The organism is Paraglaciecola psychrophila 170, from assembly GCF_000347635.1.
GTDB classification, from domain to species: Bacteria; Pseudomonadota; Gammaproteobacteria; order Enterobacterales; family Alteromonadaceae; genus Paraglaciecola; species Paraglaciecola psychrophila.
Map to the genome: position 1 here is coordinate 2,054,859 of NC_020514.1, position 24,330 is coordinate 2,079,188.

General features: G+C 40.5%; 18 protein-coding genes and 4 pseudogenes. 9 read left to right on the top strand and 13 right to left on the bottom strand.

All coding sequences use genetic code 11. The features are described 5' to 3' along the window. Positions 1–306 precede the first annotated feature (306 nt). Genes C427_RS08925 through C427_RS08940 form a run of 4 tightly spaced genes read left to right on the top strand, consistent with a single transcriptional unit; the run spans position 307 to position 4,831 of the window. Positions 307–2,745 (top strand): TonB-dependent receptor, encoded by a 2,439-nt coding sequence (locus C427_RS08925; protein WP_007643286.1) that lies wholly within the window; start codon positions 307–309, stop codon positions 2,743–2,745. Between the two features lie 24 nt (positions 2,746–2,769). Beyond that, positions 2,770–3,051, top strand: a complete 282-nt coding sequence (locus C427_RS08930) for a hypothetical protein (RefSeq protein ID WP_007643285.1) — start codon at positions 2,770–2,772, stop codon at positions 3,049–3,051. After that, positions 3,048–4,577 carry a PepSY-associated TM helix domain-containing protein gene (locus tag C427_RS08935; RefSeq protein WP_007643284.1) on the top strand — a complete coding sequence of 510 codons (1,530 nt, stop codon included), beginning with the start codon at positions 3,048–3,050 and terminating at the stop codon, positions 4,575–4,577. The genes C427_RS08930 and C427_RS08935 overlap by 4 nt, the downstream gene beginning before the upstream one ends. Then, complete coding sequence (locus C427_RS08940) at positions 4,571–4,831, top strand: DUF3325 family protein (protein WP_007643283.1); 261 nt, start codon at positions 4,571–4,573, stop codon at positions 4,829–4,831. The genes C427_RS08935 and C427_RS08940 overlap by 7 nt, the downstream gene beginning before the upstream one ends. 182 nt (positions 4,832–5,013) lie before the next feature. On the opposite strand, the gene C427_RS08945 is transcribed toward C427_RS08940, so the two are convergent. The 4 genes and pseudogenes from C427_RS08945 to hmgA form a co-directional block, all read right to left on the bottom strand. Next, the gene (locus tag C427_RS08945; RefSeq protein WP_007643282.1) at positions 5,014–6,012 is read right to left on the bottom strand and encodes an LLM class flavin-dependent oxidoreductase; all 999 of its coding nucleotides are present in this window, start codon (positions 6,010–6,012) and stop codon (positions 5,014–5,016) included. Positions 6,013–6,168: 156 nt separating this feature from the next. Then, positions 6,169–6,797: pseudogene (gene maiA, locus C427_RS08950) on the bottom strand (maleylacetoacetate isomerase). A gap of 9 nt (positions 6,798–6,806) precedes the next feature. Further along, positions 6,807–8,120 carry a fumarylacetoacetase gene (fahA, locus tag C427_RS08955; protein WP_007643279.1) on the bottom strand — a complete coding sequence of 438 codons (1,314 nt, stop codon included), beginning with the start codon at positions 8,118–8,120 and terminating at the stop codon, positions 6,807–6,809. A 59-nt stretch (positions 8,121–8,179) separates the two neighbouring features. Then, complete coding sequence (hmgA, locus tag C427_RS08960) at positions 8,180–9,484, bottom strand: homogentisate 1,2-dioxygenase (RefSeq protein WP_007643274.1); 1,305 nt, start codon at positions 9,482–9,484, stop codon at positions 8,180–8,182. Positions 9,485–9,612: 128 nt separating this feature from the next. On the opposite strand from hmgA, the gene C427_RS08965 reads away from it, so the two are divergent. Continuing rightward, positions 9,613–10,116, top strand: coding sequence for a MarR family winged helix-turn-helix transcriptional regulator (locus C427_RS08965; RefSeq protein WP_007643270.1), 504 nt, complete (start codon positions 9,613–9,615; stop codon positions 10,114–10,116). A gap of 313 nt (positions 10,117–10,429) precedes the next feature. Here the strand turns inward: C427_RS08965 and C427_RS26715 are convergent, their stop codons facing one another. From C427_RS26715 to C427_RS26735, 4 genes and pseudogenes are all read right to left on the bottom strand, one after another. Beyond that, a complete protein-coding gene (locus tag C427_RS26715; protein WP_201765512.1) occupies positions 10,430–10,939 on the bottom strand; it encodes a tetratricopeptide repeat protein in 510 nt (169 codons plus the stop codon). Next, positions 10,875–11,198 carry a hypothetical protein gene (locus C427_RS26720; RefSeq protein ID WP_201765513.1) on the bottom strand — a complete coding sequence of 108 codons (324 nt, stop codon included), beginning with the start codon at positions 11,196–11,198 and terminating at the stop codon, positions 10,875–10,877. The genes C427_RS26715 and C427_RS26720 overlap by 65 nt, the downstream gene beginning before the upstream one ends. Positions 11,199–11,209: 11 nt before the next feature. Further along, positions 11,210–11,653, bottom strand: a pseudogene (locus C427_RS26725) (serine hydrolase domain-containing protein). A 44-nt stretch (positions 11,654–11,697) separates the two neighbouring features. Then, positions 11,698–11,916 (bottom strand): hypothetical protein, encoded by a 219-nt coding sequence (locus C427_RS26735; protein WP_201765515.1) that lies wholly within the window; start codon positions 11,914–11,916, stop codon positions 11,698–11,700. A 783-nt stretch (positions 11,917–12,699) separates the two neighbouring features. Here C427_RS26735 and C427_RS08975 point away from each other — a divergent pair. Continuing rightward, complete coding sequence (locus C427_RS08975) at positions 12,700–14,022, top strand: spinster family MFS transporter (protein ID WP_015430705.1); 1,323 nt, start codon at positions 12,700–12,702, stop codon at positions 14,020–14,022. 355 nt (positions 14,023–14,377) lie between these two features. Here the strand turns inward: C427_RS08975 and C427_RS08980 are convergent. Continuing rightward, positions 14,378–15,300, bottom strand: a pseudogene (locus C427_RS08980) (IS982 family transposase). A 590-nt stretch (positions 15,301–15,890) separates the two neighbouring features. Here C427_RS08980 and tnpC point away from each other — a divergent pair. Beyond that, positions 15,891–17,490, top strand: a pseudogene (tnpC, locus tag C427_RS27340) (IS66 family transposase). A gap of 175 nt (positions 17,491–17,665) precedes the next feature. Here the strand turns inward: tnpC and C427_RS28800 are convergent. Continuing rightward, a complete protein-coding gene (locus C427_RS28800) occupies positions 17,666–17,782 on the bottom strand; it encodes an IS3 family transposase (RefSeq protein ID WP_007639650.1) in 117 nt (38 codons plus the stop codon). Positions 17,783–18,328: 546 nt separating this feature from the next. On the opposite strand from C427_RS28800, the gene C427_RS09000 reads away from it, so the two are divergent. Then, complete coding sequence (locus C427_RS09000; RefSeq protein ID WP_226991190.1) at positions 18,329–19,468, top strand: DUF3494 domain-containing protein; 1,140 nt, start codon at positions 18,329–18,331, stop codon at positions 19,466–19,468. A 524-nt stretch (positions 19,469–19,992) separates the two neighbouring features. After that, positions 19,993–20,823 carry a sulfite exporter TauE/SafE family protein gene (locus tag C427_RS09005; RefSeq protein WP_007639653.1) on the top strand — a complete coding sequence of 277 codons (831 nt, stop codon included), beginning with the start codon at positions 19,993–19,995 and terminating at the stop codon, positions 20,821–20,823. 309 nt (positions 20,824–21,132) lie between these two features. Here the strand turns inward: C427_RS09005 and C427_RS09010 are convergent, their stop codons facing one another. The 3 genes from C427_RS09010 to C427_RS09020 form a co-directional block, all read right to left on the bottom strand. Next, positions 21,133–22,167, bottom strand: coding sequence for a methionine synthase (locus C427_RS09010; protein ID WP_007639654.1), 1,035 nt, complete (start codon positions 22,165–22,167; stop codon positions 21,133–21,135). Positions 22,168–22,194: 27 nt separating this feature from the next. Continuing rightward, positions 22,195–23,172, bottom strand: a complete 978-nt coding sequence (locus C427_RS09015) for a DUF1852 domain-containing protein (RefSeq protein ID WP_007639655.1) — start codon at positions 23,170–23,172, stop codon at positions 22,195–22,197. A 711-nt stretch (positions 23,173–23,883) separates the two neighbouring features. Next, positions 23,884–24,207, bottom strand: coding sequence for a hypothetical protein (locus C427_RS09020; protein ID WP_015430712.1), 324 nt, complete (start codon positions 24,205–24,207; stop codon positions 23,884–23,886). Positions 24,208–24,330 lie beyond the last annotated feature (123 nt).

The following is a 24,330-nucleotide window of genomic DNA, read 5'->3' on the forward strand; positions in this document are numbered from 1 at the left end:
TTTGAGCAACTTACCTTGGTGGAGCATGTTGATTAATTGTATTTCAGGAATGTTAGCGGCTATTGCGATATTTATCCTTTCCAAAAACACTCAACAAGTGATCCTATACTAAAAGGCTAAATGTATTGTTTTTGTAAAATTAAATGTGCTTTTGTGTAAGTTCAAACCAGTATTCTGTTACTTTTTTATACTCAATAAAAATAATCATGTGTTTATGTGTTGTTTAACCGCCGCCTCTATTGAATTTGCTAATGCAAACTATTATCATTCGTATATTCAATTAGAGTTTTATAAGGACAACACGTAATGTATTTTAAGTTTAAACCGACATGGCCAATTTCAGTGGCTCTAGCCCCATTGATGGCTTTGGTTGCTATTCCAACACTGGCTACCGAGTCGAATATTACTTCAAGTGAAGCAGTCAACATGCCTCTACCTGATACTGAAATGGATAAAATTACGGTATATGGTAAACATAACCAATTGATATTAGCGTCAGGCACGGCGACTAAATCTAATATGAGTTTAATGCAAACCCCAGCCGCTGTTGTTGTGGTTGATAAAATGTTGCTGGATGACCAAGCAGTCAGCACATTACAAGACTCTCTGCGTAATGTCAGTGGTTTGACTCAAGCAGGCAATAACTATGGTATTGGTGATAACTTAAGCATTCGCGGTCTTGATGTTAACTACACCCTTGATGGTATTTATGCGGGGGCAAACTTAGGTAATAATTATAATCCCACACGCTCTATGACCAATATTGAAAGTGTAGAAGTCCTAAAAGGTCCGGCTACAGGTCTTTATGGTATGGGGGCTGCGGGGGGAGTGATTAACTTAATTGAGAAAAAACCAGAATATGAAGAAAGTTATCAAATACGCGCCATAGCAGGGCAGTGGGGGAACTATGGTGTGATGTTAGACGCTACCTCAGCGTTAACAGATAACACCGCGTATCGTGTGGTGGCTAATTATGAAACCGAAGATGGGTATCGAGGTTTAAGCACCGAGCGCACTGAATTGTACGCTTCTTTAAGCCAACGTATTTCTAATAAAAATGAGGTGCTAATTTCAGCTGCGTACATCGATGATTCAGTGCAAATAGACTCAGTTGGTTATCCCGTGCGTATTTTAAGCCTTGATGATTTATTGGTGGCCACAGGCAGCATTACAGCTACGGATTTACCTAATGATACGGATGCTGACGGCGATGGTACATTTGGCGTGCAGTTAACCGATGAGCAGCGCCAGCAACTCGCAGAATCTATTGTGGCGACTGACGGATTAGAGCCTTACGATTTAGGTGAACAAGGATTAATTTCACCGCTATCTAAACCTAATGACGGCAAAGAACTTCGTATCAAAGTTCGTCAAGATATTGATTTAGGCGATGACTTATTGCTTACCCAGCAATTATTATATCGTGATTATTCGTCTGACTTCACTCGTCAAACAGGTGCGTTTAACTATGTGTATTGGAATAGAAGTGGCGAAATTAATGCCAATCCAAGAGCTCCCTTAGAGGTCGACGGTGTGCTGTATCCTTTCGCCGCTCGCAGACAAGAGTACCGTCAGCAGATTGCAGAAGAACAGACATGGCAATATTTTCTCGACCTTTCTAGCAGTTGGACATCTGATAACATTTCAGGTGAGCATTTAGTTAGCGTTAATTATGAAACAAGAGACGCTTTGGTTCAGTCATCTTCCCTTTATGACGCCGATGGTGGTGGCAGTTTGCCGTATATTTTGGATATTCGTTCTCCAAACTGGCCTACAGGTAACTTTGACGATTACAGTCCTAGTTTACGAAGTCACTACAAAAAAAGTGTTAATGCATTAGGGATAAGTGGGCAAGAAGTTATTTATTATGGCGACCTGACCGCCCGTGTTGGCTTGGCTTACACAACAATCGAACAAGATTACCAGCATTTGGGTTCTGATCGTGCCCCTGGGCGCGGCGAAGCGCTTGATACCGATGATTCTGGCGTGACATTTAACGCAGGCTTGAATTATCGAGTGTCTGAACAAGTGGCTACCTTTTTAAACTATTCTAAAGGCACCACCGCTTATAGCATTTTAGGTAGTTTAAGTTCGGATGGAGACGACAGACCAAATTCTGAATCTTTATCGGTTGATTTGGGTGTCAGGTTTACGGCTTTTGATGAAGACTTACTGGGTGCGTTTGTTGTTTTTGAAACCAGTAGAACTAATCTGCGATATGGCAATGAAACGTTTAATGACAACCCCGGCGATGCTGATTTTAACGTTGATGTTGCTCAATACTTTTATGATGCTGAAGACCGAAGCCGTGGTGCTGAATTTGACCTTAACTTAGCCTTAAATGAGCAATGGACTATGAACTTTAATGCCAGTTATCAAGACGCGAAGAGTATTGAGGGAGATGATTTTTCAGGCCAAACCAAAGGGGTGCCACTTAAATATGTCAGGCTTTGGGGCAGCTATAAGCAAAAAATTGATGTGTTACCTGCACCGATCCAATTTAGTTTAGGTTTTGCCTACGAAGATGAGCGAACCGTCAACTCCTCTGGCTTTGGTTTACCTTACGCAGTCCTTCCTTCTTATACCGTGTGGGATGGTGCAATCAGCTATACCGCTGAAAACTGGAGTATTCAACTTAACCTGCGCAATTTAACCAATGAAATATACTACAGTAGAGCGATGTTCTTGGGTGGCCTGCCAGCACAAAGTAGAAACGCCAAGTTAACTGCTACCTATAACTTTTAAAGTCTCGCGTGTTTAAATTGTATTATGAAACATAATCTTGATGTGCTGTTTCGCACCTTAGCCGCCATTGTTGGCGGTTATCTTGTATCTGCTGCTTTTAGTGTTGCTTTTGTCCCTGTACTCGTTTGGGGACAAATTTGTGAACAAAATGAGGCAGTGATGGTTGTCACAATGCTTAGCTATACTATTTTTTTTGCGGTGATCATACTCAGTTTTTGCCGTGAAAATGTATGGCGAATTTGGCGAGATATTATATTGACTCTTTGCCTTTGTTGGACCACTTATTATCTGCTGGGTGATCTATGAAACCTGACTTTAGAAAGTCCATGATTTGGTTACACACCTATTCGGGTTTAGTGATTGGCTGGTTATTGTTTAGTATTTTTTTGACCGGCACCTTAAGTTATTTTAACCCTGAAATTACCCAATGGATGAAACCTGAATTGGTACATGTTTCGTCGACCCAAAACATGATTAATCGTTCACTTACTCAGTTGCATAAAAAAGGTGTTGATGCTGATACATGGCGTATTTATCTACCTGATGAACGAACACAACATTGGTCTATTCAATGGCACAAGGAAGGAAAAAGACATAATTTAAGTTTAGGGCCTGAACAAGGACAAGTTTTGTCACCACGGGAGTCAGATGGTGGCAACTTTTTCCGGACGTTTCACTACACACTTCAACTTCGTGGTTATGGCGGCCGATATATAGCAGGCATTGCCGCCATGTTTATGTTGGTGGCAGTGTTTAGTGGTATTTTTACGCATAGACGATTCTTTCGCGATTTTTTCACCCTGCGTTTAAAAAAACTATCTAAAACGTTAACGGATGCCCATGCCATAGTGGGTGTTGTCACTATTCCATTTTGTATCATGATCTGCACTAGCGCCATTATGATTTATGTGATCATGTATATGCCATTCAGTGCGGAACATTATGCGGGCGGTCAACGGGATTTAAGCCGTGCATTAAGTCCCGGCCTAGTTAACCTTGATAAAAGTGCGTCTCGTCACATACCCTTGCTTGATTTTACTGTGGTGGGGCGACAAGTGCAAAGCCAGTGGCCAGGACAAAAACAAATTCGCCGTATTACCTTCGAACAACCTTTTAGCCAAGATGGACGGATTATTCTTGAAAGGGTAAAAGACTTAACGTTGTCTAGACAGTCACAACGTTTGATCTTTTCATCTCATAGCGGTGAACCTTTAGCTGGCTACCCAAACGCCAGCACGGCGACCCAAGTCAGGCGGGTATTTTTTGGCTTGCATGAAGCCCATTTTGCCGACATTAGCCTGCGTTGGTTATTATTTTTACTCGGCCTATTGTCCAGTGCGCTCATCGCCACGGGATTGATTATCTGGTTAAACAAACGCCTCGAAAAAGTCAAACAACATCACATAGGACATTTTATTGTGGAGCGATTAAATATCGCAGCTATTAGTGGATTACCACTGGCCATAGTGACTTTCTTTGTTGGCAATAGAGTGTTAAACACTGCGCTAGAAAATAGAGCGTCTATTGAGGTTGATGTGTTTTTATGGGCTTGGCTAGCATGTTTGTTTCACAGCTTTTTACGCCCAGCTAAAAAAGCATGGGTTGAGCAGCTATTGATAACGTCACTAGGTTGTTATTTGTTACCTATTATTGACCTTTATCAAGACAGTCAAAGGTTAAAAAACGCCATATTTGATGGCAATCTTACTTATCTGACATTCAATCTTTTTGTGCTGTTCACAGGTCTAATTTTTATGAAAACAGCCTTTTGGTTGAGAGCAAAAAATACGCTTTATAAGACTGTAAGTCTTAGAGTCAATAAATTATGTTAGTCAGTATTTGTGCACAGGTATTTGGCTTAATATTTTTATCTCTGTCGCTAGATAAACATTTTAAATCTGTTTTTAAAACTGCTCTCCCTCATAAATTAAGTGTTTGGTTGAAATCCACAGGCTGGCTTTTAATAGGATTGTCACTTTTTTTTGTTGGCTTATTTGCTATTACTCCCAGCATTGCAGTCGTCTATTGGTTGGCGATATTGTCAGGTAATATTATATTACTAGCTTTAGTCTATTGCAGATTGTAGTTAGGCTTTAAAATAAGGTTTAAAGGTCTAAGGCTAATGGCAATTTCCTCCCTGAAGTGATTTTAATCCGTATTGAGCCCCTTAAAACCTGAGACTTAAGCAATGTATCTGTATCTGTGGATATAGTCGATATTCATAGCGCGAGTTTTGTAGACTTTGTTTTTTAACTAGCTGTCTAAAGATTAACAGGCCTTCATTAGGCCTGTTTCTGCTAGCATCTGCACACTTTTTAAGCGTGCTTGCATATCATGTATTGGCATCGACACGAGCACTTCGTCTACGTTGGTAGTTTCAATGAATTTGCTTAGTTTATCGGTCACTGTCTGTTTTGATCCCACCATGGCGTAACGTAAAATATTCGACAGCATGCCTTGGTCTGCTACAGAACAAATTGTAGTTATGTCATCCACTGGTCTGGCAAAAGGGCGATTTGCTCCTCTTCGCATGTTCATAAATTGTTGCTGCACAGAAGTGAATAGATATTCGGCTTCTTCATCAGTATCCGCGACTACTGCCATTAAACCAGCCATTATATAAGGTTTTTGAGATTGTTCTGACGCTTGAAAGCTCGAACGATAAAGGCTGATTGCGTCGAACAATTGATCTGGAGCAAAGTGAGAAGCAAAAGAATAGGGCAGTCCAAATTGACCCGCTAGTTTGGCACTGTACAAACTTGATCCTAACAACCAAATTGGGATGTGTGTATTCGCACCAGGTACGGCTACTATGTTTTGCCCAGCTTGAGGTGCGGCTAAATAATGTTGGAGTTCGCGGATCTCTTCAGGGTAATTATCGACATCAGAACTGAGATTACGCCTTAAAGCTCTAGCGGTTGCCATATCTGTTCCGGGCGCACGCCCTAAACCTAAGTCCACTCTATCCGGAAACAAAGTCGCGAGAGTGCCAAATTGTTCTGCAATCACTAAAGGAGAATGGTTTGGTAACATCACGCCACCGGAACCAATTCTAATTTTAGACGTGGCGGCGGCAATATGTCCCAACAGCACCGCTGTCGCAGAGCTAGCCACGCCAAACATGCCATGATGCTCTGCTAACCAAACTCGGTTGTAACCAGATTGTTCTGCTTGCATCGCCAGTTTACGGGAGTTTTCAAGTGCGTCGGCAGTACTTGAGCCTTCAGCAATAGGAGCAAGGTCAAGCAGTGAAAATGGTAATGGCATAGATAACCTGATGGATATAATGTAATTAATTTAACATTATCATAAGTGCATCAGGCGAGCTGTTCTTTTCATGTTTTTGATGTTCACTTAATTGTTATCTAGAGCCAAAATAGTGCTTTCTGCGCAATTTTATCAAATCAATAAAGGATTGGTTTGTTACATTGCGTCTTGCTGATTTTCTGGCTTGGCTTTGATGAATGCGTCCAGTTGATTACAGTTTTGGTAGGCATTCATGATTTTTGGAAATGACGTCATATCAACCTCGAAACGCAGCGCGTTGTATACCTGAGGGATCAAATAAACATCCGCGAGGGTGGGCTGTTCGCCAAAACAATATTGTGTTTGATCTAACAGGGTTTCCAATGCTTCAAACCCTATGACTATCCAGTGTCGATACCAAACTAATTTTTGTTCGCTATCCACTTTCATTTCTTCGGTAAGATAATTGAGTATCCGTAAATTACAGATAGGGTGGATGTCACAAGCAATCATATCCACAAAGCTTTGCATTTTTGCTGCCTGAAAGGGATCAGGCAGTTTTAATGTAGTGTTGGGATATAAGGCATCTAAGTAACTCAAAATAGCGCCTGATTGAGCTAAAAATTGCCCTGTATCGGTTTCTAAACATGGCACTAACCCTTGTGGTTGTTTCGTTGAGTATTCAGTGCTTTTATGTTCTTTTTTAGTAGATTAATTGGCTCGATACTATGCTCAATCTGCTTTAGATTTAAGGCTATTCTGACTCGGTAAGCTGCAGATGAGCGATAGTAACTATATAGTTTCATGCTTAGGGCCTATACCTTTGCTGGCAAAACAGTCGCAACCACTTCCCCAAAACCAATTCTGACTGCACCTTCTTTACTGCAAGATGCGCGCATTATGATAGTGTCACCATCTTCTAAGAAGGTGCGTTTTTCGCCATTTGGTAGGTCAATAGGGATTTTGCCGCCTTTACTCAATTCAAGTAACGACCCGGCTTCTTCATATGTTGGCCCAGATTGCGTGCCTGAACCTAATAGATCGCCCGAACGCATCGCACAACCATTGCTTGCATGATGGGTTATAAGTTGCGCGGGTGTCCAATATGAATATTTAAAATTAGACTTTGATAGTTGCGCCATCTGTTGCTTGTTTTCAAGCATCGCTTGGGTCTGTATAAAACAACTTAAGTTGATATCTAGACCACCATTTTGAGTATTCTGCTCACTGCTTAAGTGCGGCAATGGCTGTGGATCTGTTTCTGGACGCGTAAAATTGCTGCGATAGGGTGCTAATGCTTCCATAGTAACTATCCACGGTGAAATAGTTGAGGCAAAACTTTTCGCTAAAAATGGCCCTAATGGTTGGTATTCCCACGCTTGGATATCACGCGCCGACCAGTCATTAAAAATACACACTCCAAATAGGTGTTTCTCGGCGTTTTCGATGTTTATAAGTTCGCCCATTTGGGTGCTTTTACCTACAAATAAGCCCATTTCTAATTCGTAATCTAAACGTTTACAGGGTCCAAAACTAGGCTCTGTGGCATCAGGTGCCTTGGTTTGTCCTACTGGACGGTGAAACGTTTGGCCAGAGATGCCAATGGTAGAAGAGCGACCATGATAACCAATCGGTATCCATTTATAGTTAGGCAATAATGGGTTATCTGGGCGGAACAATTTTCCTATAGCGGTAGCATGATATATGGAAGTATAAAAATCAGTGTAATCGCCAATCTGGCAAGGCATACCAAACTCTATCTCATCTTGAGCAATCAGAGTTGGTGTTAATATATTTTGTAATGGGGAGTCTGTGCGTAGTGCCTTAGATAATGCCAGTCTCAGTGCAGAGTTGGCTTCAACACCTAAGTTCATTAAAGTATTTAAAGTAGATTGGCTGGCGGCTTCTAACGCTGTTTGAGCACTGCCACTGAATAGGTTCATTTTTGCGACAGCGGCTAAATCAAGCACTTGATTGCCGATGGCCACGCCGCCTCTTAGAGCTTCTTCTTGCCCCTTACGCTTGAATATAGCAAAAGGTAAGTTCTGAATAGGAAAATCACTATCACTATTGGCAAAACTAACCCAACTGGTAAGGTTGATATCATGTGTTTCATTGATCATTAGCATATTTTTTCTCTCAATTATTTATTCACTTTTAGCTCGTAGCTAGAAATTCGCAGCTGCTCTTAAGCTTTCCCATCAAAATGTTTATTTAGATTTCCCCAACAACCGAGGTAGTTTTTTTGTCTAGTTGATGTGTGTAACGCAAATTCTGTAGGTGCAATCACATAACGCGACTCAAACATAAACGCTAAGGTATTATCGTATTTCTGTGGCGTAAGCTGATTATTGGATGCTTTTTCAAATACCTCGGCTTCTGGCCCATGGGGCGTCATGCAGTTATGTAAACTCATACCGCCGGGTTCAAAGCCTTTTTCTTTTGCATCATATACGCCATGAATCAACCCCATAAATTCACTCATCACATTGCGATGATACCAAGGTGGTCTAAAGGTATTTTCAGCTACCATCCAGCGTGGAGGAAAAATAACAAAGTCCATGTTGGCGGTGCCCTCGGTATCTGAAGGTGATGTTATGACTGTAAATATGGAAGGGTCAGGATGATCAAAACTCACAGTATTGATCACATTAAACCGCGACAATTCGTATTTGTAAGGGGCACTATTACCCACCCATGCCACCACATCCAGTGGGCTGTGGCCTAACTGTGCTTGATACAACTCACCGCAAAATTTGGTGACTAAACTACTGGCTTGTTCTTTGTCTTCAAACCAAGCCGTTGGATACTTAAAGTCACGTTGATTAGCAAATCCGTTAGCACCTACCGGTCCTCTTTCTGGCAAGGTAAAAGGCGCTCCGTAATTTTCACAGAGGTATCCGCGGATGGGTTCATCCATAGGTTCTATTTGAAACTTAATGCCACGAGGAATAACCATTATCTCACCAGGTTTAACTGTGAGTAATCCTAACTCTGTACGGGCTATTAATTCACCTTGCTCGGGTACAAATAATAACTCGCCATCGGCATTACAAAAATAACGATTTTCCATGCCCTTATTGGCTGAATAAAGATGAATGGCGATGCCAATATGGGTATTCGCATCACCATTGGCAGCGATAGTAGTAAGCCCATCAATAAAATCAGCAGGCGTTTCTGAAATAGGTTGTGCGTCCCAACGCATAACATTCGGTGGGCACGGCGGACCGCTCAAAGGGGCTGTTCGCAGCAGACCTTTATCTATAAGCGAATAATCCCCCATGCTGATTGATGGCCGAATACGGTACATCCATGTGCGACGATTTTGATGTCTAGGGGCAGTAAAGGCTGTGGTACTAAATTGCTCTGCATACAAACCGTATGCACACTTTTGTGGATTAAACTGACCAATCGGTAATGCGCCTTTCAACGCTTCTGATTCATGCTCATTATTAAACCCATGGGAATAACAAATATCATTTAGCTTAGTCATTGGTTTACCCGATTGGGAGAATTTTTAATATACTCTCATATGAAACTATATTACTGTTATTATCAACCTTTATTCAGTTTGATTGTGCTGTATTTTATTCTTTACGGGAAACAGGTTGCTAAGAAAACATGAAAAATGATGACATAGGTAATGACAGTATAAATAAGGAAAAAATCGATTCTTTGCAACTCAAGCAATTTGTTCCATACAGAATGGTTCATTTGGCTGCGAATATAAGTTTGGCATTATCGAAAATTTATAAACAAGAATTTGATATCACTGTTCCAGAATGGCGAGTGTTGGCACAACTAGCTGAACAAAAAAAACTCTATTCTAAAAACATTGGGGAAATTACCTCAATGAATAAATCTAAAGTGTCGCGGGCTGTGAAAGCCTTAGAAAGTAAAGCTTACTTAATGAGGCAAACAGACAAAAATGATAACCGCGCAGCTTATTTATCTTTAACTAGTCAAGGCAAGTCGCTGTATCAAAATATTGCACCCAAGGCGCTACAATGGGAAAGGCAATTTACTGGTGTGCTGGATGCGAGTGAACGCAGAGAGTTAATGAAGATGTTGGATAAGCTAGATAAACAAGTTTTGTTGATTGGTGAAGATTACATCGCAGTCTAAGTGTATATAAATGCTTAAAAGCAGTTGTTTTAAGATGTGACCAGAGCAAATTTATCTGCAGTAGCTTACATTCGATCTTACAGTTCTGGGGATAAGCTTCGACCTGATCTGACAGAAACCAATGAGCGAATTGGATATCTTCGTTAAATTGCCTGTTGGTCTTAATAAACATGTAAAGTATGCCAAAGCGGACGGTAGTGAACGAAAGCTTACTGTGACCCCAAAAGTACACTCGCGGGGCCTCAAAAAGAGCTTATGTTGCCCCTAAAATATATTCTCGATTTATTACCTATTGTCTCAATAAAAAGATGTCTTAATTTGATTGTTCTTTGATTTTTATTAGTTGATTTTTGGCATTGTTATTGTCTGGTTGTAGCGCTAGCACTTTCTTATAAAGCTCAACTGCTTTTTTGCTATCGCCGAGTAACCAATAAACTTCGACCAGACTATCATAAGTATTGGCACTGGCAGGAAACAACTGGGTATTGAGGGTAAAAACTCCCATTGCTTGGTCGAATTTTTTCCGTTCTATTAATTGATATCCCCAGGTATTCAAATCGACCTCAATCAGTTTGATAGCACCTTGGCTTTGCATTTCTTGTGCGACATTAGAAATATTGGCATAGCCTTGTTTTTCTAAGTGCGCCCACAAAGGTTTAATTGCTACAGGTAAGCCAAAACCATTTTCGGCTTTCATGTCGGTGATATAAAACCCGGCAATTTCATCAATAAAAGTTGATGGTAATGAACCAGATAGATTAGTCAGTACCACAATCGATAAATTGTCTTGAGGATAAATAACTAAAGCCGAACGATTGGGCACCAAGGGGAGCCACCGCAAAGTGTTCCGCACGGATTATTAAAGGCCAACCTAAGGCATACCCATTAACCAGTTGGTTGAACCCCGCAGCATTTCCATCAACTAGTATGTTGGGTTCCCAAAGTTTTTTAAGACTATCACTTTTATCAAAGAGCTTATTTGTATGAAGTGCGATAATCCATTGAGCTAATTCCTTAGCACTACTTGTCATGCCCGCAGTGGTGCCTAAAGGTGGCGCAAATTCTGCGCTCAGGTTAGTCAACTGCCCCGTTTTCACATAAGTATAAGCGCGCGCTTGATTGGGTACGACCGTTTCAAAATGGGTAAACCAGCGTCGGCGGTTTTTATCATTCCAATCTTATTAAGTTGATTTTTAGTGATAAATTCGGCGAAAGGCATACCGCTCAACTTGTCAATGATTTTACCCAGCAGAACGTAACCGGTTTGATTGTATTTAAAGCGGGTATCTGGTTTAAATTCCATTGGTTTTTGCTTAACTAACTCCCACGCAGTATCAAAATCCTGACTACCTAACAACCCAGCCCAATTACCTAGAATAGCTGGCAAGCCGGATGTATGACTCATTAGTTGTTTAATGGTTAAATCGCGCCAAACTTCAGGCAAGTCCGTTAAGTATTAAGATATGCCTACATCAATGTTTAGTTTTCCCTGTTCTACCAGTTGCATGATTGCAACGCCGGTAAACGCTTTGGTCATTGAGTTAATCGTAAATACAGTTTGTCACTGATAGTGACAGAGTCTTAAATATTCGCCAAACCATAGTTTGCAGCCTTCACAATTTTATTGTCTCTGACGATAGCCAGTTGCAAGCCGGGAATTCTTCTGTCGTTCATCTGCTCTTTAATATAATCATATATTTCATCTGATTGAACTTGACCGCTCATAAAGCTCGTTGTTAATGCCAGTAGGCAAATATAGAGAATTTGATTCATATTTTTAGTAAGAGGAATAATGTTCAAGAGAGGGTCCTTGATTAGGTAATTAGTATCAGTTGGACTGATTACTTGAATTTAGATTAACAAACTAGATGATATCTAATAGGTCGCAGTAACCCAAAGAAAGGTTTAAATCGATTTTAATTTAGTGACTTTCTGTAGTATCGCTTGGACCTTTATTCCGATAAAGATGTTCGAATCCTTAGCCTTATAAAAATAAGGCTGTCAGTAACACAACAGTAATAACTGACGTCGTAGTAAAGTTAATTTTTAATTTGAACAATGCCAAATCTAAACAGGTCGATTTTGCACCGACCTGTCGGGTAGACTGACTGGAGGGGGTGAGCAAAACCGGTCATAGATGTTGGTTATGTCTTATGACAAGTTCGCTGAGATAGGGGACAGTGGGGCGATTTTCCTTTTAATGAGAGTATGCACCACTTATACGCTGAAGGCAGGTATTTAACGGCTAAAATCGAGCGCGCCTCAGATAAGTCTGTTTGAATAAAAGCAGTTATCATCATAAAAAAAGTAATATTCTAAACTGGTTTGTACAACAGCAGGAGGCGCTTGTTTTAAATCCTGAATTATGTGAAAGTATCTGATTAATAGACGAAAAATAGCTGAATTTGACTCTCTTGAGGATATAAAAGAGATGCAAATATGGAACATATGAGGCAGGATGTATTTTCATTTTATGAAAAGAGACGTTTAATTCGACTTACTACTATACGCCTCAAAACTCGCGCAATAGTAATTATTTATAGTGGAGCTTCCAATGACTCGATTAATAAAAAAGTGTGAAGAATGAAAGGAAGTATAAAACAACCACACAAGTCAATAAGTCTTGGGGCAGAGGGCAAAGGCTCAGCTGGTGGCAGCCCAGATACTGGCTATGGCACCACAATTTACAGAAAGTATGTACTGGGCGCTTTGCTTACCGTCTATTTCTTCAACTTTATTGATCGCACGATTATCAACATACTGACTGAACCGATTAAACAAGCGTTCGGTGTTGAAGATTGGCAAATGGGTCTGCTTGGCGGCCCAGCTTTTGCTGTTCTCTATACTTTCATTGGTATTCCTATTGCTCGTTTCTCCGAAAAAAATCATCGTGTTTGGATCATCGCAGGATCTGTTGCTCTATGGAGCCTGATGACAGTGCTTTGCGGTTTTGCCACCAGCTTTGTTGCGCTCTTCATTTTCCGTATCGGTGTTAGCATTGGTGAGGCAGGCTGTTCGCCTCCTGCTAACTCTATAATCGCCGATTATTTCATTCCGGCAAAACGTTCTACCGCGGTGTCAACCTATGCATTAGGTATTCCGCTCGGCAGCATGGTCGCTTACGCCTTTGGAGGTTATATTGTTAGCAGCTTGAACGGCGCAGCTGTCGCGGCCATATTGAGCAGTTGGGGCTGGATATGGGCCGCCAATGCTCTAGATTGGCAAAATATCGAAGGCTGGCGGATAGCCTTTGTCGTGGTCGGATTGCCAGGCATTATAGTCGCAATGATCTTTAAAAACACCGTCAAAGAACCTCCACGTGGCTATACAGACCCTCCGGAGATGCAGGGTAAAGAGCCAGTAAGTTTTGCTGAGGTGCTGAAAATCTTGGCAAAGAAACCTTCCTATTGGCACATCACAATGGGTGTTACTATCGCGTCATTTGTCAATTATGGAGTCGGTCAATTTTTTGTTTCCTTCCTCATCCGTACGCATGAGATATCAATATTCGATGCCTCGATAAAATTCGCGATGGTGTTGGCTGTCATGGCCGCGATCGGTACTTTCATGTCGGGCTATTTGGCTGACCGTTATTCTAAGCGTTACCCAAAAGCATTGGCCTTGATACCGATGGTTGCTCTGCTAAGTTCAACGCCAATGTTCATCATTGGGTACTTGCTTGACTCGCTTCTGGTCGCCATTCCGATTCTGATGGTCGGGACAATGCTACTTTATACCTTTTTATGCCCACTTTATGCAGTTCCAAGCGGTGTCGTAGATAGCCGAATGCGAGCGACTTCGGTTGCTGTGACTTTGTTCATCGTTAATCTGCTTGGTTATGGTCTTGGGCCTCCAATAATCGGAGCACTGTCTACGATTTTAAATTCACATTCCCTTCAAGAATAACCCTTGGTTTACGTTCGAAGCATCCAGAGCGATTGGTCTGTCATTAGCAGGGCAAACAGCAAGTAACACTGCCAATGGTGAGGGTCTCCAATGGTCGATGATTATATTCAAATGCCTCTATATTTGGACGCTTTGCATTTCTATTTGGGAAGTAGGACGCTGCAACGCGATATGGGACGCTGATTTAATATGCAAAATAAGTTTGGACATTTTTATGAATGACAGATGTCCTTCTTGATAAATAGCTGTCATACGTCATTGCGAGCTCAGCCTAATCTCGGGGGATGACGTATATTTTTTGCCTTCTAAGGAACCGCGTATGGCACAAACTTTCCAGTCAAGAGTCGGTTAGTGATCATACGACGTGATTCGTTTTAGTTAACCTGAGATCTACTTCAGTGATAACCATAGAGTTCAGCTCTACTTCAGTTAAATTCAGGCTTGGCTTATTTTCTTTTAAACAATAAGCGACCAATCCCGCGAGTAATTCAGCATAAAGCCATTCATACTCCGAAACCTTGAGTGTTCGATGTAAGAAATATTCTTAAGTTGGTCGTTTATTGTTTGAATTATATAGCGCCTTGAAAGCATGGCCCTATCCCACAACGATATAGCTTTTGCTTTCATATTTTTGCGAACGGTTGTGATGAGACTTACACCTTTGTCTAATAAATCTGCTTCCAAAGCTTTACTCAAATAGCCTTTGTCTCCATACAATTTATCAGTCAAACCTTCTGCTAATTCACGTACGGGTTGAGTGTCATGCACATTGCCGGTTGTGACTTTCGCAGCAACAATTTCACCGTGATGATTGACGACTAAGTGGAGCTTGAAACCTTAAAACCAACCCATAGTACCTTTACCTCGTTGAGCGATACCGTTGAAGGTTTTATGTCTAGGTATTCGAATATTATGGCACACCTTGATGCTCGTAGAGTCAATGAATTCATGTCCTGTGGGCTTTCTTTTAAGTGATGTGAAGTAGGCACATATGGGCACAATAACTCTAGGCATGACCTCTATAAATTGTGTGTAACTCAATAAATTTGGAGACGCATTTTTGTAGACAAGAGATACATACCCAAGAGAGTAGTTTTTGAAATCACGGTAATGTGACATATGAAAACTGACGACAATCGTCATGATTTCATATGTGGTCATTTGCCCTTCTTTTTGACGTTTTCGCGTACCGTCTTCAAGCAGTTGTTTACGCCATTGAGGAATAAATACTTTGCAAAAATCATCGACATCACAAAACAGCTCAACTAATTTACTCATGTTTGTTCCTTTTTTAGATTCATCTCTTTTAGTCGAAAGATCGGATCTTGGAACAGGCATTTAGTTCAATTTCTTAAACAGGATTCAGGTTACTTTGATTTCTTTAACTACTTACTAATTAAAATCTGCCCCTATAACAGTGAAAAAACATAGACCACCTATCTCCATGTAATATTGGTTTACAGCAGTAAGCGCGTAATTACCCCCACATATCAATATTAACCGCGCTTCAGCATAATTATCTCAGTAAATTAACATGAGGTAATTATGGATATTCAAAAAAACAACACTGGAAAAATGTTTTTGAGTGGCAACAATCTAGTGGTTTGAGCATTGTTCAATTTTGTCGCGATAAAAAATAAACATATCAACTTTCTACGCCTGGCGTAACCGCCTTACTCGTCAAACAAAGAAAATCCAGCCGCAACAGATTATCCCGTTCGTTATTAATGAGCAGTCGTTCTCTCAATCTTCAATGATAAAACTCTCCACACCTACAGGCTACCAAGTAAACTTCGACTCGACGCTAGCGCCCCAAGCGTTAGCGCAATTGTTGAAACTACTTTGATGCAGTACCACAACAAGTCTATTTGGTCACGGGCTTTACCGACATCAGAAAATCAATCAATGGGCTCAGTATTATTGTCAGCGATATCTTGTCACTTGATCCATTGAGTCAGGCATGGTTTGTTTTTTATAATAAGCAGCGCGATAAATTAAAAATACTATTTTGGGATACAAATGGTTTCTGGCTCTATTGTCGTCGCCTTGAGCAAGGCCGTTTCCGGTGGCCTAAATCTGCTGCAGCACATACCGCCATAAGCATTGAACAAAAACAACTGGTGCGCCTGCAAGTACAGATTGATACCTTGCAGGCTGAGAAACAAGCTTGGGTAGAAGATAAAATGGAAATGCAAACCCGCATTGACCATTTACTTGCCGAGCTAAAATTAAGTTAGTCACAAAAATACGGTAAGAAAAGTGAAAAGGCACCGCGCGGTACCTCTAACGAAGCCGAGCAGCATCAATCCAGTGAGCCACCTCAACATCATAAGAAAGGTAAACAGGTACTAGCTTCACGCTTTGAGCGTGTAGAAGCTGCGAGCACGAAAAGCTTAGCAGTAAAATCATTACCGCTCCCAAACCAGCACAACCTATTCCTGGCAGTATCGCCAGTCCTGAGGCGATAGCTGCGGTAGCTGCGGTAGTGACTGCGAAATACTGCGATGCACTGCCACTTTATCGACAAGTTGATATTTTTAAACGTTGTGGCTGACGTTTATCACGCAGCACCTTAGCGAACTGGTGTATTAATGCGGGAGATATTATCCAACCCTTGGTTGAAGCTATGCGGCTTCATTTGCTTAAGGAGCATAGCCTATGCGCGGATGAAACCCATGTGCAAGTGTTAGATGAAGGGAAATCACCGAGGAGTAAGTCATATATGTGGGTGTATCGCGGTCATGAAAACAGCCAACAACCGGTGGTCATTTATGACTATCAAGCAGGTCGAAGTCGCGCTTGCGCCCAAGCATTTTTAGCGGTGTATCAAGGCTATCTATAATGCGATGGTTACAGTGTTTATGACGGTATTGAAGACATCACGCCTGTGGGTTGTTGGGCCCATGCCAGACGGAAATATAATAACGCCTTAAAAGCCGAATCAAAAAGTAAAGGCCGTGCCCATAAGGCGATTAGCTTCATTAGCAAATTATATAAACTGGAAACGCAAGCTAAAAATAAAAAACTCTCGTCAGATGAGCGTTACCAACTCAGGCAGAAAAAAGCGCTGTCAATTTTAACCAAATTTAAAACATGGCTTGATGAGGTGCAAGATAAAGTCACAACGGGTAGCTATATTGGTAAAGCCATCAGCTACAATATCAACCAATGGCATAAATTAATTCGGTATGTTGAAGATGGACACTTGGGGATTGATAATAATATAACCGAACGAGATATTAGGCCATTTACGACAAGTCGAAAAATTGGTTATTCTCAAAATCAGTCAACAGGGCTAAGGCAAGCGCAATACTTTATAGTATCGTGATGACATGTCGGGCCAATGACATCAGTCCTTATTATTACATCCAACATCTATTTAAAGCATTGCCTAATCGCCAGCATATTGATGATGACTTTACCGAGCTAATGCCTTGGAATGTGCAGCTAGACTTCGATTATAGCTAAGCGCACTGCTTAATTGCGCGTTTACTTAAAGCAGGTAAAAAATAGGAAAAGTGTCTTCACTATGATTATGAAGGGATTAACTTGATACGACCAACCCAAGAACTGAGATTTTATAAAGTTCTTTTACTAGGGTCATGAGAGAGGCGCTCTTACCGCCAAAATTTTTCTGCCACTCTTAGAAAATGACGCTACACAGACTATGTTTGCTGCAAAGCTCAGGGACAATTAAGCCGGCCTCAGCTTGTTTTAAAATCTCCATAATTTGTCTGTCTGAATATCGTGATGTTTTCATGCAGAATCTCTTTCGTAAAGTTTAAAAGAATTTTCCACTTTTAACCTCAACTAATATACGCATAAACAATGCGCTTAAAAAACGTAGTTTATGTCTAATTGAGTTTATCTAAAACTGTTTCACTTCCTTCCCCTTAGATTTTTCGTTATGAGAATATTTCTCATTTTGCATTTTTAAAATGAAAATAACAAATGTAATCCTTACTTTAATTTATAATAACCCTATTAATAACAATGGCTTAGTGTGCGTTTTTAAGTTGGCACAAGATACGCAATGTATCTGCCATATAGACTTTAGAGAGACAAAATCGCTTTAGGTAAACCAAAATTAGCAGTGATTAGATATTGATATGTCAGGTCAACCATTTTTACTTTATACAAGAAGTTTTGTTGTCGATGGTATCGAGCCTCAACGTTACTTAGACACAGAATTTAACCCGCTGATTAGCGCCTGTTTATTACTTGAATGCCGACATTAGGATTAGATAGTTGGTAACAATATCAACGGAATTATTAATAACGCTTATATTTCAATGCAGGAAGTATCGTGAACAGTAAATTAACAACTTTATTTTTAGGAAGCATATTATTGTTTATCTCAACAGGGTCTAAAGCAAGCTTATTGCTTGGTCCTGATTTGGTAGGTTATTCTGCTGTAGCTGGAGCGGCACTCAATATATCAGCAGACTCAAACGTAACAGATGATGTTGGAGCGTTAGCGGCGATTGGTATAGGTGCTCGCACTGATACCGCTAACATATATTCTGCCACTGGTGCTGTTGGAACAGGTGATGGGGGGAACGCCGAAAATATATATGCTGGCGCTGCCGTAAGCATCGCGGCCAATGCCAATGTTAAAAACATATATGCGCTAGCGGCGGTTACATTAGGGGCTTCTGGTTCGGCTGAAAACATATATGCTGGCGCAGCTATCACTCTGGGTGGGCTTTCGAGTTCACTCGACGTTTATGCCGCAGCTGCTATCACTGGAGGTGGGGCAACCAGTCAAACTGCTTATACTAATACTTCTATTGCTATTGATTTATATAAAGAAACGTTTGACATCGACGCGGCTTTAGAGCAATTAACGAGTGCCCAAGAATCCTTATTTAGCCTCGAAGAGGATTTTAATATGGATGTAGGTTACACAAGTCATATCTTTGAACCTGGAGTCTGGAAAGGAACCGCTGTGACTATAGCCGCAAACTCAACCATACAGTTTGATGGGATGGGTGAAGAAAATCCTATTTGGGTTTTTAATCTTGATGCTGCCTTAGTTATTGGTGCGGCAACGCAATTCGAAATAATTCGAGCTGGCGAAGATGCAAGTGTTATCTGGAATTTAGGTGGGTCGCTGAGTCTAGGTGCAGGTACTTCTTTCATGGGGACGGCTTTTATATCAGGAGCTGTAGCTGGTGCTACATCAGAAGTGAGTTGCGGAAACTTATTTACGTCGACTGCCATCGGCATAGGCTCCATGATATCTACTAATTGCCTCGCCACAGATACATGGACGGGCTCAATTAATGGGTTCGCATATGGCATTGATATTACTGGCGGGATTATTTCAAATAAGTCATTATCAGAAAAATCTGAGGCTGTATTAGTATCTGAACCACCTACAGGTTTAATCATTTATAGTGTTGCTTTAATATTTTTTGCCGGTAACTTAAAACGTCAATCGTGAGATAAATATTTCTTTAAGTAATGGGCTTAAGAGTTGACCGATTAGACTGGTGTCTGTTCTATTTAATCCCTTATTGGTGGTGGACGAAAAGTTAAAAGTTATATTACTTCCAAAGTGTTTTCTTGCGAATGTCACCCCAGTTATAAAACCTCCTATCACATCATCAACAAACACAAAGCAGTGGGTAACTGTTTATTTTAGATGCTTGTAAGTAAGGGGGGGGGGAGATCATTTATAATTCGTCGCAAAGAATACAGTTAAAGGCTTTTAAAGTGTGTCTCTTGGTAATATATGTCAAATAACTTCAGTCTTTGGTATTGATGATCAATTCTATTCATCAAATAAGCGTCTGTAAAATTCATTTAGATATCTAAAGTACTAAAAATCTATTAAAATTAGTTGATTAGGAAATAGTAATCAAGGCAGCACATAACCTTGGTTTTCCACGTGTCGGAGCCAAACGATACTTAAAATTTGCGCTGGAAAATTTTGGGAAGGCAAAAAATAGAGAAGCATTGTAGTTAATGAATATCATTGAGTTTATAACAAATAATATCCCTACCATTTTAGTATTGGTTGCCTCAGGGGTATTCGCCGGTATTTTAGCAGGCTTGTTAGGCGTAGGTGGCGGTATCGTAATTGTGCCTGTGCTGTTTTTCTTGTTCCAGAGCTTTGGCGTATCACCAGAATCTGCAATGCTGGTTGCGACAGCGACATCACTGGCCACGATAGTACCAACGTCGATTAGTTCAATTCGTTCTCATAATCAAAAAGGGAATGTGGATTTTATCCTGCTTAAACGCTGGGCTGCATTTATTCTTATTGGTGTATTGGCTGGTAGTTGGTTAGTGACTCGCGTTGATGGCACCTTTCTGACTATGTTGTTTGGTGTAATAGCGACCTTATCTTCGCTAAACATGCTGCTTAGAACTGGAAAGTCGGCTCTGTTTCAACAACTGCCTAATAAAGCAGGACAAGCGGCTATGGGCACAGCCATTGGTTTTTTCAGTTCTATGGTCGGGATCGGCGGTGGCACTATCTCTGTTCCATTACTCACCCTTTATAACTATCCAGCTCACAAGGCCGTTGGCACAGCTGCTGCGATAGGCTTAATTATCTCGTTGCCAGGTGCGCTAACAATGTTAGTCATCGGCAGCACACCAATCGACGCACCAGCTGGAACATTTGGCTTAGTCAATCTCATTGGATTCATGTGTATTGTGCCGCTAACCGTATTTTTCGCGCCTATAGGGGCATCACTGGCAGCTAAATTGGATGCAGCAAAACTGAAAAAAATATTTGCCTTGGTATTACTTTTGACTGGCCTACGTATGTTGTCACAACTTTTCCTATAGGCTATGTAGTGGCAAGTTGGGTATAGCTATCAAAAAAGAACTGCATTCTTACCAAAGCAAAAATGCAGTTCTGTATTGTCTAGTTCGACTTTAAATTGAAGAATTACGTTTACACTTCACATACGGCGGATAGTCAAAGAAGACACTCAAGTTGATTAGAGCGATTACCAAGAGGAACAGACGGATAAATCCCAGGGATTTTGTTATCTAAGTAAACCTGACACGTTCCCTTGGATGAGGTCAGCGTGACCGGTTTGCTCATAGGCTCAAGAAAATCAAATTATAAAAGGCAACCCAAACTACATTTGTTTAGAATTTAGCCAAAAGTTCTCTTCGGACGATTTCTGCACCTGCACTTAAAGCATTTAACTTGCCTCTTGCGACTCGACGAGATAAAGGGGCCATACCACAGTTGGTGCAAGGGTAGAGCTTATCGGCATCTACAAACTTTAGTGCTTTTCGAAGGGTGTCTGCTACTTCCTCTGGTGTCTCGATGGTATCAGTTGCTACGTCTATGGCTCCTACCATCACTTTTTTACCTCGAATGAGTTCAAGTAAATCCATCGGAACATGGGAGTTGTGACATTCTAGTGAGATAATATCGATGTTAGATTTTTGCAGTTTGGGAAACGCTTTTTCATATTGTCTCCACTGGGATCCCAAAGTCTTTTTCCAATCTGTATTGGCTTTGATGCCATAACCATAACAAATATGTACCGCAGTTTCGCATTTAAGTCCTTTAATTGCTCTTTCTAAAGTAGCAATGCCCCAATCATTCACCTCATCAAAAAACACATTAAATGCAGGCTCATCAAATTGGATAATATCAACACCAGCCGCCTCTAATTCTTTGGCTTCTTGATTGAGTATTTTGGCAAATTCCCAAGCTAGCTTTTCGCGACTTTTGTAATGGTCATCATAAAGCGTATCTATCATGGTCATGGGACCAGGCAGAGCCCATTTAATAGGTTGCTTGGTTTGCTGACGTAAAAATTTAGCATCTTCAACAAAAACTGATTTTTGGCGAGAAACAGCACCAACGACCGTCGGTACACTCGCATCATAACGGTCACGAATTTTAACGGTCTTACGTTTCTCAAAATCTACACCGTTGAGGTGCTCAAGAAACGTAGTGACAAAATGTTGGCGGGTTTGCTCGCCATCACCGACAATATCAATGCCTGCTTGTTGTTGCTCTTGTAATGACAAACGTAAAGCATCTTGTTTGCCCTCAATTAATTCCTCATCTTGCAATTTCCAAGGTGACCAAAGCGTCTCAGGTTTTGCAAGCCAAGAAGGTTTGGGTAAACTGCCTGCGGTTGAAGTAGGTAATAATGTTTTCATAATAGATGATGCCGTATAATTGGTTGATTATTGAACGTAACTAGCAGACCATTGCTTAAGAACAGTTTGGTATGGTTTGATGAAGTGTTCCTCAGCAAATTTTCCCTGCTCATTAGCCATTTGACTTCGTTCTTCTCGATCATAAACAATTTGTGTTAATGAGTGATCTGGGTTTTTTAAATTTGGTTGATAGCATTTACCTGCAACAGCATTAGCATTATAAATCTCAGGCCGGTAGATTTTTTGAAACGTTTCCATTGTGCTGACGGTGCTTAACAGTTCAAGGTTAGTGTAATCATTAAGCAAATCACCAAAGAAATGAAAAGCCAAAGGTGCAACACTATTTGGTGGCATAAAATAGCGAACTTGCAACCCCATTTTTTTGAAATATTGCTCAGTCAAAGAAGATTCATTTGGCTGGTATTCAACACCTAATGCGGGATGCTGATTTTCAGTTCTATGATAGGTTTTGTTATCAGAAACACTGAGACATATTACAGGTGGCTTATTAAAGTGATGCTTGTAAGCGCTCGAATTGACAAAATATTTAAATAGCTTCCCATGTAGATCGCCAAAATCATCTGGAATGCTAAATTCGGGTCGATTCTTATTATGTTCCAACAGTAATACGCTAAAATCATAATCTCGCACATAAGAGGAAAAATTATTTCCTACAACGCCTTCAATGCGTTTGTTCGTTTTATGATCAACAATATTCGTTTTCAATATTTCAATTGATGGGAAGGAACGACCACTGCTATCAATATCTATATCAACGGAAATTATTTCAAGTTCAATAGAATAACGATCTCCTTTGGGGTTATCCCAATGCGCCAAGGAATTAAAACTATTGTCAATCATCTTTACGGTATTGCGCAGGTTCTCTTGACGGTAGTTTCCTCTTGCCAAATTAGCAAAGTTGGTAGTGATACGCGTATTGTCGGATGGATGATAATCTTCATCGAAACAAATGTTTTTAATAGTGAATGTAAAGTCTTTATTCATGGTGAACTAGTATCCAATTCTTTTAGGTTAACCCGTAACTTTTTCTTGCTCTTGCTCTTTCACTTTTTCTTTCTTGTCCTTTCTGGACTTTCCAATTCTCTTTTCTGTTATTCCCAATCACTAGTTTTCACAGATTTTTTGATTTGTACTCACATGGTCAAACCAAGAATCAACTGTAATATTACCCAGAGATAAGAGGACTGAGTGTTTTATACTGGGTTCATTGCATGAATAAAATTGATTTTATTTCATTGAATCATGAGTTATTTTCATGAATCGCTTTAGTGACATGTATTGGAGGATACCACCCTGTTATTTCTGCATTATCTGAGCATACATTTTGGCGTAAACTGCTTACCGATTTCGTTATTCTGCTACCACGTCCAAGCCTCGGTATTACTCAAAGCTGCCATTTAAGTGAATTACGTTAACTTGAAATTGACCTAATAAAATTAATCGGGGTCGTAACAAAGTTTATTCATGACGAAGTCATTGCACGTTCTCAGACGGCAATGCCGATGATTTTGACTTCTCATCGATTCAATGTTTGCCAATTATGGAGTTAATTCAGATTGATTATGTCTAATCTAGAAGTTAACCCCTCTTTAATCCATATTACCTCCCTGAAACAGGGAGGGCGTGAAGATCCTCAGAATATATCAGATACAAGCCTGTGTTGAAGGTTTAGTAAGTCATCAAATCTATTGCTAGTTAAGTACTTACCTTCGTTGTTCTAAGTTTTGTGACTTTATTTTTATCTTCATTGGATTTTGTATTAGCAGCAACCGTCGGCTTTTTTTGCTCCTCTTGTTCCTCTTGTTCGTCACTTACATTTTCGATATCAGGTTCGTAGTTAAGCTCTATAACTACCTCAGGTGGTTCCAATGAATAATCTTGTTCCGCTGAATCAGGTTGCTCAATCGCTTCAGTTGGTTCTATTCTTGAAGCGGGAGAAGCTTTAACGCCCCAGTCACGATCAAAATTTATATGCATAGGTGAAAGAGTTGGATTATCTTCCATTGGTGATCTACTCATGACGGTATCCTCCAAAAAACAAAAAAGTGTACATCGGCTAGCCAAACACTTTTAGGTGATAGATCAAAATCCATTAAGAAAAAGAAGAGGCGAGATACCTCTACTTTATCTGTTCATTAAAAA